Origin of the sequence: Corynebacterium sp. HMSC065H09, assembly GCF_001812845.1 — a bacterium.
In the GTDB taxonomy this organism is placed as follows: Bacteria; Actinomycetota; Actinomycetes; order Mycobacteriales; family Mycobacteriaceae; genus Corynebacterium; species Corynebacterium jeikeium_D.
The window spans coordinates 73,953-86,139 of record NZ_KV810585.1 but is presented as its reverse complement, the minus strand read 5'-3'; the positions used below and the strand labels follow the sequence as shown (position 1 = coordinate 86,139).

The following is a 12,187-nucleotide window of genomic DNA, read 5'->3' as shown; positions in this document are numbered from 1 at the left end:
TCCACAGCACCGCAAGACTATGTAGTCGCACTACTGATTTATGTGTTTTCAATGTCACGTTGCGCCGTCGCGTTGTGTGAACAACTGCGAAGGTCAACGGCAAGCGGAGTACATGAAGAAGTACGTATCTAGCCGCGTATTGAAAACGACCTACTGCCCAAGGATAGTCACCAAATAGTCAGGTAGCAACACTAGTTCTCACCTGCGTTTCGCTAGGTCGCGGGGCTGCGAGTCGGTACTGTAGAGCTCATGCGCAGTACGATGCCTCATATTCCTCTCAATATCGCTCAGATTGTGGAATACGGTCGCACCATTCACGGTCGGACTCCGGTGACCTCCTGGAACAGTGACGGCCCCGAGACCACCACTTTTGCCGCCATCGCCGCACGCGCTAGTGCGCTGGCACATGCACTTCGCGATGAGCTCGGCATCGACGGGGATCAGCGCATCGCTACCCTGATGTACAACTGCGCCGAACACTTCGAGGTCTTCCTCGGCGTCGCCTCCATGGGCGCGGTATTCCAGCCGCTGAACAAGCAGCTCATGCCGGATCAGATTGTGCACATTATCAATCACGCCGATGACCAGGTCATCATCGCGGACCCGACCGAGATCGAACTACTCGCCGAGGTTCTTCCGCACTGCCCGCGCGTCCGCGCTGTCATCATTATCGGTATCGGTGATCTGTCTGACGTGGCTGAGCAACTGCCGGATGGTATCCCGTGGTACTCCTACGAATCGCTCATCGACGGACGCCCCAGCCGCTTCGACTGGCCTGAGCTCGATGAAAACTCCGGTGCAGCCATGTGCTATTCGACGGGCACCGAGGGCGCACCTAAAGGTGTCGTCTACAGCCACCGTTCGCTGTACTTGCACAGCCTGAATATGCGCACCACTGACTCCTTTGCCATCTCGCATGGAAACCCGTGGCTTTGCTGTGTGCCCATTTATCACGTCCTGTCCTGGGGCGTGCCGCTGGCCTCCTTCATGTGCGGGGCGTCGCTAATCTTCCCCGGCGCGGACCTGTCCGCACCGCGTCTGGCAGAAATCATCGAAACCTCAATGCCGCGCGTAGCTCAGGGCGTGCCGACGCTGTGGATTAACCTCATGGCACACTACCTCAGCAATCCTCCGAAGCGCATGAGTCTGCAGGAGATTTTCTCGGGCGGTTCTCCTGTCCCACCTGCATTGATTCGGCTATGGGAAGAGCGCTACGGTGTCGATGTCATCCACTTCTGGGGCATGACCGAGACTTCGCCTATCGGTACCGTGGCACGACCTCCGTACGGCGCCTCCGGTGAGGCCCGCGAACGCTACCGTGTCAGCCAAGGACGTTTCCCGGACATCATGCAGTTCCGCATTGTTGATGACAACGACCGCGTGCTCGACCTGCATGACCGCAACCAGGGTGAGCTGCAGGTGCGCGGCAACACGGTCACCGGAGGCTACTACAGCTCTCCGGAGGCTCAAGATGGAGGCACCGCGCACTTCTTCCGCGGTGCGGAGGTCGACGAGGCTAGCGAACAGTTCACCGAGGACGGGTGGCTCCGCACTGGCGATGTCGGCTCGATTACTCACGACGGCTACCTGACTATTCATGACCGTGCTCGCGATGTCATTCGTTCCGGTGGCGAGTGGATCTACTCCGCTCAGCTGGAAAACTTCGTAATGGAAAGCCCACAGGTACTCGAGTGCGCGATTATCGGCATGCCAGATAAAAAGTGGGGTGAGCGCCCACTGGCCATTACGGTGCTGATGCCGGAAGTTGAACAGAGCAAGGAGACCGCTGAAATGCTCCGCGATGAACTGCGGCCAAAGCTGCCAAAGTGGATGCTGCCGGAGTACTGGGCCTTCGTGGACTCAATCGATAAGACCTCAGTGGGCAAGTTCGACAAGAAAGACCTGCGCTCGCACTTGAGCGCAGGTCAGTACAGCATCGTGAAACTGAAGGGGCCGGGCGAAAAGTAGGTAGCAGGCTAAGCCACTGGCCCGGCACCTGGCCGCAGCTGCGGCTTAGCCGTCGACCACGACCTTAACCGGCTCACCGATTCCCAGCTCCATGACCTTGATGCCAGCCTCGCGGGCATCGTCCAAGATCTTCTCATCTACTGCAGTAGTTCCCAGAACCATACAGGTCGGACCAGCACCCGAGAGGAATGCCGCGTAGCCACGGTTGCGCAGGCGGTTGACCCACTCTGCGGTCACCGGCAGCACGTCGGAGCGGTACGGCTGGTGCAGGCGATCTCGCGTTCCCTCCCACAGCAGTTCCGGGTGGGACTGCAGCGCTGCGGTCATAACCGCAGTACGAGAGACATTGAAACGAGCGTCGACATGCGAAACATCGCTCGGCAGCACCTGACGAACTGCATTCGTGGAGGCGTGGAATGCCGGTACGAGTGCGGTCGCCTGAATGGACTCATGCACCGGAATGCTCACTGCTCGGTACTGGGGCGCGGTGCGACCATCGACAGGCTTGTCGGTCCAGCTGACCACTGCCCCGCCGAGGACGGATGCACCAGCGTTATCCGGGTGGCCTTCGAATACCGAGGATTCTTGGATTACCTGGTCGTCGGTAAGCGGGAAGCCCGCCAGACCGTTAGCGGCAGCGACACCAGCAACGGCGGCGGCTGCGGAAGAGCCTAGACCGCGCGACTGCGGAATGGTGTTGTGGCAAATAACCTTCAGCCCCGGTGCCTCGACACCTGCGGCGCGAAGGCCCGCGCGAATCGCGCGCACAACCAGATTAGATTCGTTGCGCGGCAGGTCGACTTCGCCCTCGCCGTGAATTTCAACGACGACACCGGACTCGATGACCTCGACCTCGACGATGTCGTAGAGCGCAACTGCCAACCCCAGGGTGTCGAAGCCCGGGCCCAAGTTCGCTGACGAACCTGCAACCGTGACGGTGACCTTCTGACCCGGGAAAAGCTCCTGTGCCATTTAGATATCCATTCCTTCGATACGAATGACGTTGTTGACGGCCAAAACCGCGTCGTTGGCGCGCAATTCGTCGACCGTTGCTTCCAAATCCTTCTCCAGTGCCTTGTGGGTCACGATGACCAGGCGAGCGCCGTTGGCGCCCTCTTCCTGGCGGACGGTGCGCAGGGAGATGTTGTGATCAGAGAAGGTACGAGCGACATCGGCAAGCACTCCGACACGATCGTCGACGTGCAGGTCGATGTGGTAGCGGGTGCGAACGTCACCGAAGTCGAGAATCGGCAGGTTAGCGTAGGTGGAATCTCCCGGTGCGCGACCACCGTGGACAATGTTGCGAGCAGCTGCAACGAGGTCACCGAGCACTGCGGAGGCGGTCGGATTACCACCAGCGCCGTTGCCGTAGAACATCAGGCGACCAGCGGCCTCGGCCTCAATGAAGACAGCGTTGAAAGACTCACGCACAGTTGCCAGCGGGTGACGACGTGGAATCAGCGCTGGGTACACGCGGGCGGAAATGGACTCCTTGCCATTTTCGTCCGTAACCCGCTCACAGGTAGCCAGCAGCTTAATGGTGCAGTCTGCGCTCTTGGCGGCTGCGATGTCGTCAGCGGTGATCTCGGTAATACCCTCGCAGTGAACATCATCAGCAGTCACGCGGGTGTGGAATGCCAGGCTGGCCAGAATAGCTGCCTTGGAAGCGGCATCGTGGCCCTCGACGTCTGCAGTCGGGTCGGCCTCGGCGTAACCCAGGCGGGTGGCCTCTGCCAGCATCTCGTCGTAGTCCGCACCAGTGGAGTCCATCGCATCAAGGATGAAGTTGGTAGTGCCGTTGACAATACCCATGACCTTATTGACAGTGTCACCGGCCAGCGAACGGCGCAGCGGCCCGACGACCGGGATAGCTGCAGCCACAGCTGCCTCAAAGAACAGGTCGACACCCGAGGAATCGGCAGCCTCAGAGAGCTCCTCGCCGTGAGCGGCGACGAGTGCCTTGTTGGCGGTCACGACCGACTTGCCGGCACGCAGTGCCTCCAGCACAACGCGACGTGGGTAATCAATGCCGCCGATGACCTCGACTACCAGGTCAACGTCATCGCGCTGAACCAGCGAAAAAGCATCATCGGTAAGAAGATCCTGATCCACATTCGGACGCGGCTTGGTCTTGTCGCTCACAGCAATACCAACGACCTCGACCGGGCCGCCGATGCGGCGCTCGAAGTCCTCAGCCTTCTCGTTGAGCAGGCGGTAAACCTCAGTACCGACTGTGCCAAGACCTAAAATAGCGACACCAACTTTGTGGCCCTCGCCCTTTCCAGGATTATTCGTTGCGGCAGTCATCGTGGCGTTTCACACTCCAGGCTTAGTAAGTCTTGTACGGTTTCTCGTCTTAATATTTGGGTCACTTGACCATCGCATACCGACACTACTGGTGGTCGCGTCAGCATGTTGTAGCGGCTGGCCATTGCGTAACAGTATGCCCCAGTAGCAGCGAGCGCGAACAGATCACCCTCGACAATGTCGTTCGGGTAGTTCGCATCGTTAATCAGAATGTCTCCCGATTCACAGTGCTTTCCGACGACGCGGGTGGGAATCCTGGAACCGGACACCTCGCGATTAACAACGCGACCATCATAGTTCGAGCCGTAAAGCGCCGGACGAATATTGTCGCTCATGCCGCCATCGACCGATACGTAACGACGGGTCATGCCGTCATCGATGGTCACATCCTTCAAAGTGCCCACTTCGTACACCGTGACCATGGACGGGCCAACGATGGCACGACCTGGTTCAACAGCCACTGCCGGAGTCGCAATGCCGATATGCTGCGCAAGCTTGTCCACAGCAGTGAGGATCTCGTCGGCAAGCGGAGCAACGTCGAGGGGCTGCTCGCCTGCGGTGTAGGCGATTCCGAAACCGCCACCGAGGTCGAGGGTGTTGAAGTGTTCCGAGATTTCAGTGCCGTGACGTTCGACCAGCTTTTCCACCAGTGAGAACACGCGCTCGGCGGCGAGAATGAAACCGTCGGAATCGACAATCTGGGAGCCGATGTGGCAGTGCAGACCAACTAGGCGCAGATTGTCGTCCTCTTCTACGAGGTTGGCAGCTTCCAGCGCCGAACCGGACGCGAGGGAAAAGCCGAACTTTTGATCTTCATGCGCAGTAGCAATGAACTCGTGGGTGTGCGCTTCCACACCGGGCTTCACGCGAACGAGCACGTCCTGCACCACGCCTGCTTCAGCCGCTACCTCGGACAGGCGACGTAGCTCCGAACGGGAGTCAAGCACAATCTTGCCCACGCCGGCGGAGATAGCATCACGCAGCTCAGCGGTGGACTTGTTGTTGCCGTGGAAGGTCATGTCCTTGGCTGGGAATCCCGCAGCCAGAGCGATAGCCATCTCGTTGCCCGAGGCGACATCGAGATGCAGCCCCTCCTCCATTACCCAGCGGGCGATGGTCTTCGACAGGAAAGCCTTGGATGCGTAGTGGACATTCTCCGCGCCGCGGAAGGCCTTGGCCATCGAGCGGCAGCGGGAGCGGAAGTCCTGCTCATCGACGACAAAAACCGGAGTGCCAAATTCCTTGGCAATGTCGACCAGGCTCACGCCGCCAATTTCCACCGAGCCGGGGTTATCTTCGTCATCGCCCCGACGACGGGCGGTAGTTGGCCAGACATGCGCTGGTAGTTCATTAAATTGGGTGGAATCGGGTCGAGTGTAGCCACCCAGTTCGAAACCATTGCCGTCGATAGGCACGAAACAGCTCTCTTTCTCCGTTACCCGGGCGGAGCAACGGGGTGTAGTTTTACGGGCGCGTTCGACTACATGCGCTCAGGTGCGGTAACACCGAGCAGCTGCAGAGCATTGGCCAGCGTCTGGCGGGTAGCCTCAGCCAGGCCGAGACGAGCACGGTGTAGCTCAGATACCTCTTCGTCTGCCTTTGGCAGAATCTGGCAGGTGTCGTAGAAGCGGTGGAAGACACCGGCGAGCTGCTCAGAGTAACGGGCAATGCGGTGTGGTTCCCGCAGGTCAGCAGCAGACTTGATGATGGCCGGGAACTCACCGATAGTGCGGATGAGCTCACCTTCACGGTCCTCTACCAGCAGGGAGAAGTCAGCGCCTTCGCTGGTCACACCGGCCTCTTCGGCACGGCGGCCGATTGAGCACAAACGAGCGTGGCCGTACTGGACGTAGTAGACCGGGTTGTCGCTGGACTGCGAAGCCCACAGCCCCAGGTCGATATCCAGGCTGGAGTCCACAGAGGAACGGATTAGCGAGTAGCGAGCAGCATCGACGCCGATTGCCTCAACCAGGTCGTCCAAGGTGACCACTGTGCCCGCACGCTTCGACATCCGGACAGCCTTGCCGTCGCGAAGCAAGTTGACCATCTGACCGATGAGCACCTCGACGCCATCGGCGTTGTAGCCGAGCGCTGCAGCGGCCGCGCGCAGACGCGCGATGTAGCCGTGGTGATCGGCACCCAGCATGTAGATGCACAGGTTGTGGCCGCGGTCGAACTTGTTCTTAACGTATGCGATGTCACCTGCGATGTAGGCTGCGTCGCCGTCGGACTTGATGACCACGCGGTCCTTGTCGTCACCGTAATCGGTGGACTTCAGCCACCATGCGCCGTCAGCTTCGTAGAGCTTGCCGTTTTCCTTCAGGGAATTGACAGCTGCTTCTACCTGACCGGACTCGAACAGCGAGTTTTCGTGGAAGTAAACGTCGAAATCGGTGCCGAACTCGTGCAGAGACTTCTTGATGTGCTCGAACATCATGTCCACGCCGATGGCGCGGAAGTGCTCCTGGACCTCTTCCTCAGAGCCCTCGAGTGCCTGCGGGTTCTTCTCCAGCACAGCAGCGGCGATGTCCTGGATGTACTCTCCGCCGTAGCCATCTTCCGGAGTCGGCTCGTTGCGAGCGGCTGCAACCAAGGAGTCGGAGAAGCGGTCAATCTGGCGACCGTGGTCATTGAAGTAGTACTCGCGAGTGACCTTGGCACCGGTGGCGGACAGGACACGACCGAGAGCGTCACCGACTGCTGCCCAGCGAGTACCGCCCAGGTGGATCGGCCCGGTCGGATTCGCGGAGACGAACTCCAGGTTCACGTCGAGGTTGGAGTTGAAGTCGGCATGACCCCACTTCTCCCCCGCTGCCAGGACGTCCTCGACGATCTTGCCCTGGGCATCGGAGGCCAGGCGGATGTTAATAAAGCCCGGGCCTGCGATGGTTGCTTCATCGATGCCCTCAGAAGCGCCGAGCGCTGTGGCAATTTCAGTTGCCAAGTCACGCGGCACCATGCCGACGCGCTTGCCCAGCTGCATGGCGATATTGGTTGCATAGTCGCCGTGCTCAGGGTTACGCGGACGCTCGACGGTCGGGTTTTCCGGCACGATAGAGACATCGGCATCGTGGGCAGTCAAAACCTCGACGGTGACTTTTCGGACTAGTACAGCAAGATCAGCAGGATTCACGATTGCCTATCCTATTAGGTCAATCGCAGTCGTGGAAACATCAGCCACCAAAAGATTGATTTGAGGGGTATCTGCAGGCCACCGCGTCCGGCTGTCCTACACCGCTTTCACGGTCCAGCCGAATTCAGGTTGAGAACAGATTTAATCCGGGGCTAGGCGTAGCATTCAGGTAGGAAATTATTGCCTTACCCCTCAACCCTTTTTGGAGCGACCGTGAAAGTAGCACTTTTCGCGACCTGCATCGGGGACATGATGTTTCCAGATGCAGTGAGTGCGACCGCCAGAGTTCTCACGCGCCTAGGATGCGATGTGGTCTTTCCACCACAACAAACCTGCTGCGGCCAAATGCACGTCAACACCGGGTACCAAAAGGAAGTCCTTCCTCAGCTGGACACCTACGCTGATGCTTTTGCAGATTCCTCGATTGACTACGTTGTCGCCCCGTCCGGTTCCTGCGCCGGCGCCGTTCGCCACCAGCATCCGATGATCGCGGGCCGCTACGGTACCCGTGCCCAAGTCCACGCGGCACAGGCCTGCGCGAACAAGACGCTGGATCTCTCCGAGTTCATCACCGATGTCGCTGGCGTGACTGACGTCGGTGCTTACTTCCCCCACTCAGTGACCTACCACTCCACCTGCCACAGCTTGCGGGTACTCAAGGTGGGTGACCGTCCGTGGCGGCTGCTCAGCGCAGTCGATGGAATCGATCTGCGCGAGCTGCCCGGCGCGGCGGAGTGCTGCGGTTTTGGCGGCACCTTCTCGGTGAAGAATGCGGAGACCTCCGCTGCAATGGTTGCCGACAAGACAGCCAATATCCGCGCTACGGAAGCGGAGTTCGTCACCGCTGGCGATGCTTCCTGCTTGCTCAATATCGGTGGCGCGTTGCGTCGCCAGGACTCTGGCGTGCACGCCATCCATATGGCCGAGATTCTGGCCTCCACCAAGGAGACCCCGTTTGATGTGCACAACCGCCAAGAGGCTTCCCTGCGAGGTGAACAGTAATGGTCGCAATTAACGTCGGCATGCCAGCCCTTCCTCCCCGCGCGCCGCACAACGTCGGGCATCTGCGCGGTACGCGCGGGTTCACGGCCGCAGCGCACGAGGAGCTCAAGAACACTCGCATGCGCGAAAATGTCGGTCATGCCACGCGTTCGATTCGTCAGAAGCGCGCGCATGTCGTAGCCGAGAAGAATGACTGGGAGCAGCTGCGGCTCGCGGGCAGCCACATCAAGCGCGATGTTATGGCGCGTCTGCCGGAACTGCTGGAGCAGTTTGAAGAGTCAGTTACGAATGCCGGCGGTCACGTCCACTGGGCGCGCGATGCCGCCGAGGCAAACCGCATCATCACGGACTTGGTGAAAGAGACCGGCGAAGAAAAGGTCGTCAAGATTAAGTCGATGGCCACACAGGAAATCGGCTTGAACGAAGCACTTGCCGACGCCGGCATCACCGCCCGCGAAACCGACCTGGCGGAACTCATCGTTCAGCTTGCCGACGACATGCCGAGCCACATCCTGGTTCCTGCTATCCACCGCAATCGCGAAGATATCCGCGAGATCTTCCTCAATGGAATCCCCGGAGTCGACCCGGACCTGAAAGCCAATCCGGCCGATCTCGCCGAGGCATCCCGTAAGTTCCTGCGCGAGCAGTTTATGGAGGCCAAGGTTGCGATTTCCGGCGCCAACTTCGGTGTGGCCGAAACCGGTACTGTGGCCGTCGTCGAGTCAGAGGGCAACGGCCGTATGTGTCTCACGCTGCCGGAAACACTGATTTCGGTGATGGGTATTGAGAAGCTGCTTCCCACCTTCCAGGATCTGGAAGTCTTCTTGCAGCTACTGCCACGGTCGTCGACAGGCGAGCGTATGAATCCCTACACCTCTCTGTGGACGGGAACGACCGACGGCGACGGCCCGAAGAATTTCCACATTGTGTTGCTGGACAATGGGCGCTCGGCCACTCTTGCAGATCCGATTGGGCGTGAAGCTCTGAAGTGCATTCGCTGCTCGGCATGCCTGAATATCTGCCCTGTTTATGAGCACGTGGGCGGGCACGCTTACGGTTCGGTCTACCCGGGCCCGATTGGTGCGATTTTGTCCCCGCAGCTCACTGGCATGGATTCCTACGATGATCCGAATGCTTCGCTGCCCTATGCGTCCTCGCTGTGCGGGGCTTGCTTTGAGGTCTGCCCGGTGCGAATTGACATCCCCGCTGCCCTGCTGGAGCTGCGCCATCGCAAGGTCACAGAGCACCGCCCACCGGTGGAGGGCAAGCTGTTTGCCACGCTCGGGGTCATCATGGGCAATCAGAAGCTCTGGAATATGAGCGCAAAGATGGCCTCCCTCGCCCGCGTACTCGGGTTGAAGGACGGCGAGATTCACGCTCTGCCACTCTTCCTCAGCGGGTGGTCGGATGCGCGTGATACGCCGGTTCCGCCGAAAAAGCCGTTCCGCTCACTGTGGGGTTCGGAGGATTTCTCGACACAGCTGGCGCGCGAATCGGTCAATCAGGTTCCAACGAAGATTAATGGGCTATCGGGTTCTGATCGATCTGACTCGCCCGACACATCCGGCAAGGAGGCCTAGCGATGTCCCACTCCTCAGCATCCGCAAACATTGCCAAGAGCGAAATCCTCGAGCGTATCCGCAATGCTCAGAAAATCGCCTTCGAAGGCCGTGACTTGGCCTCTGACGTGGGCATCATCCCTGGCGAGCCCGGCGCGCATTTCGACATCCCCCGCGACTACGAGCGCTCCTCCGACCTGACGGCCAAAGAGATCATCTCGCTTGCCGACGAACGCATCGCCGATTACAAGGCCGACGTGCGCCACTGTGGCAACTCGGCAACCGACATCAATGAGGCTGTGAAGAAGGCAATTGCTGATGTCGGGGCCTCGTTGATTGGTATTCCCGAAGGTCTAGACCGCGAGTGGGTTGCGGGGTTGGAGTCTGGTGGAGGTAAGGCCACCACCGAGATTCGCATCGACACCGGTTTCACCGCCAAAGAGCTGGACGAGCTCGATGCGATTGTCACCAGCTCTGCTGTCACCTGCGCCGAGACCGGCACCATTTTCCTGGACGGTTCGGCCACTTCTGGCCGCCGCGCGCTGACCTTGGTGCCGGATATTCACATCTGCGTTGTCCCTGCTTCCACGGTCGTCTACGGCATCCCGGAGGCAATTTCCCGTCTACGCGAGAGTGATCCCACCGCTCCGATCACCATGATTTCGGGGCCTTCTGCGACCTCGGACATCGAGCTTGCCCGAGTCGAAGGTGTCCACGGGCCGCGCACGCTGATTGTGATTATTGCTGAATAGAGACAGTCGGGTCGGTCCTTGGCTAGCATTTTTGATTGACACGCCAACATTTTGTTGTGGATGATGAATTTAGCTAGCCAAAGGAGCCTGTCATGAGCGCAATCATTCAAAAATTCTCCGTAGCCGATAATCCGCAGCTTCCAGGTATGGACCCATTCCTGTTTGCCGTCCACCACTATGACCTATATCCACAGGCCAAGGGCCAAACTATGGCTCCCGATGCCTCTCTACTCGGCCGCAATATCGGGATGGACTTTTCCGGCAAGGACGGCTGGTCCATGTACCACGGCACAACCGTCCCCGGCTTCCCCTCCCACCCACACCGCGGCTTTGAAACTATCTCGATTGTCGAGGAAGGTTACGTCGACCACACCGACTCCGAAGGCGCACAGGCTCGTTACGGCGACGGCGACACTCAGTGGCTGACCACCGGCGCAGGCACTGCGCATGCTGAAATGTTCCCGCTTCTGCATAACGACGGCCCCAATCCTCACCACATGTTTCAGATTTGGCTGAACCTGCCGCCCGAAGGCAAGGAGGCAAAGCCGCACTTCCAGATGTTCTGGGCAGAAGACACTCCGCATGTCACCTGGACTGATGACAATGGCCACGGTTACGACGTAAAAGTCATCGCTGGCGCATTTGGCGATACCAAGCCACTCGCACCACCACCGGAATCCTGGGCCGCTGCACCAGATTCCGATGTAGCCGTGTGGGTGCTGCGCCTGCAGCCGGGCGCACAGCTAACGTTGCCACCAACCAAACATGCCGAGACAATTCGGACTCTCTACTCTCTACGCGGCAGCCTCACTATCGAGGGCGAAACGCTGGTGCAAGAGGGCGCAGTGCTGCGCTCAACCGAGGCACTGGACATTTCTGCAGGTGCCGAGGGGGCCTTCGCGCTCATCCTCCAGGGACGGCCAATTGGCGCTCCCGTGTATCAGCATGGCCCGTTTGTCGCGAATAGCCGCGAAGAGCTCGTTGAGGCATTCGATGCCTACCAGCGTGGCGAGTTCGGCGCATGGCGGTTTGATTCCAACGATCCGGTTGCCCCCCCTTTGAAGAGGGGCGCTTTGCCCGCTATCCGGACGGTACGGTTCGTCGCCCGGTCAATTAACCGGGATCCCCGACGGGCTGCACATGTGAAACTGTGTGAGTTTATGACACTTTCAGGCCATTTTTTGGGTCATTTTTGTCATAAACGCAGTCAGTAACTCGGATTGGCCCGCTTCCGCCAGGTACACCCGAAACAAAAATCCCTCAAGCAACCAGGCGAATCTAATCGAACCTAACCGCTTAAGGGATAAAACGTGCCCCCGAGAGGAGTCGAACCTCCGACCTTCGGTACCGGAAACCGGCGCTCTATCCACTGAGCTACGGGGGCGTGTGGCACAAGTACAACAAGTGCAACGAGAAGAGATGTTACCACTTGGCTGGGGCGATTAGCGAAATGCCCCGCACCCCAG

At 59.4% G+C, this 12,187-nt stretch carries 9 protein-coding genes and 1 tRNA gene; 5 read left to right on the top strand and 5 right to left on the bottom strand.

Features of this window, described 5'->3' with window-relative positions; translation table 11 throughout:
• The first annotated feature begins 249 nt into the window (after window positions 1-249).
• Complete coding sequence (locus HMPREF2878_RS04295; protein ID WP_049172045.1) at window positions 250-1,968, top strand: long-chain fatty-acid--CoA ligase; 1,719 nt, start codon at window positions 250-252, stop codon at window positions 1,966-1,968.
• 45 nt (window positions 1,969-2,013) lie between these two features.
• On the opposite strand, the gene thrB is transcribed toward HMPREF2878_RS04295, so the two are convergent.
• The 4 genes from thrB to argS form a co-directional block, all read right to left on the bottom strand.
• Window positions 2,014-2,940 (bottom strand): homoserine kinase, encoded by a 927-nt coding sequence (gene thrB, locus HMPREF2878_RS04290; RefSeq protein WP_005509404.1) that lies wholly within the window; start codon window positions 2,938-2,940, stop codon window positions 2,014-2,016.
• A complete protein-coding gene (locus tag HMPREF2878_RS04285; protein ID WP_016422448.1) occupies window positions 2,941-4,275 on the bottom strand; it encodes a homoserine dehydrogenase in 1,335 nt (444 codons plus the stop codon). It lies immediately after the preceding gene.
• Window positions 4,272-5,690 (bottom strand): diaminopimelate decarboxylase, encoded by a 1,419-nt coding sequence (gene lysA / locus HMPREF2878_RS04280; RefSeq protein ID WP_070549675.1) that lies wholly within the window; start codon window positions 5,688-5,690, stop codon window positions 4,272-4,274. Before lysA ends, HMPREF2878_RS04285 begins: the two co-directional genes overlap by 4 nt.
• Before the next feature lie 65 nt (window positions 5,691-5,755).
• Window positions 5,756-7,408: an arginine--tRNA ligase gene (gene argS, locus HMPREF2878_RS04275; RefSeq protein ID WP_049172039.1), complete on the bottom strand. Its 1,653-nt coding sequence runs from the start codon at window positions 7,406-7,408 to the stop codon at window positions 5,756-5,758.
• A gap of 213 nt (window positions 7,409-7,621) precedes the next feature.
• Here argS and HMPREF2878_RS04270 point away from each other — a divergent pair, with 213 nt between their 5' ends.
• The 4 genes from HMPREF2878_RS04270 to HMPREF2878_RS04255 all read left to right on the top strand — a co-directional run bounded on the left by HMPREF2878_RS04270 (window position 7,622) and on the right by HMPREF2878_RS04255 (window position 11,935).
• Window positions 7,622-8,410: a (Fe-S)-binding protein gene (locus tag HMPREF2878_RS04270; RefSeq protein ID WP_042388597.1), complete on the top strand. Its 789-nt coding sequence runs from the start codon at window positions 7,622-7,624 to the stop codon at window positions 8,408-8,410.
• The gene (locus tag HMPREF2878_RS04265; RefSeq protein ID WP_070652907.1) at window positions 8,410-9,990 is read left to right on the top strand and encodes a LutB/LldF family L-lactate oxidation iron-sulfur protein; all 1,581 of its coding nucleotides are present in this window, start codon (window positions 8,410-8,412) and stop codon (window positions 9,988-9,990) included. The genes HMPREF2878_RS04270 and HMPREF2878_RS04265 overlap by 1 nt, the downstream gene beginning before the upstream one ends.
• Window positions 9,991-9,992: 2 nt before the next feature.
• Entirely contained in the window at window positions 9,993-10,721 is a 729-nt protein-coding gene (locus HMPREF2878_RS04260; RefSeq protein WP_083310818.1) for a LutC/YkgG family protein, read from the top strand.
• Window positions 10,722-10,813: 92 nt separating this feature from the next.
• Window positions 10,814-11,935: a pirin family protein gene (locus HMPREF2878_RS04255; RefSeq protein WP_246821914.1), complete on the top strand. Its 1,122-nt coding sequence runs from the start codon at window positions 10,814-10,816 to the stop codon at window positions 11,933-11,935.
• A 97-nt stretch (window positions 11,936-12,032) separates the two neighbouring features.
• Here the strand turns inward: HMPREF2878_RS04255 and HMPREF2878_RS04250 are convergent.
• Window positions 12,033-12,105 (bottom strand) — tRNA-Arg (locus HMPREF2878_RS04250).
• Window positions 12,106-12,187 lie beyond the last annotated feature (82 nt).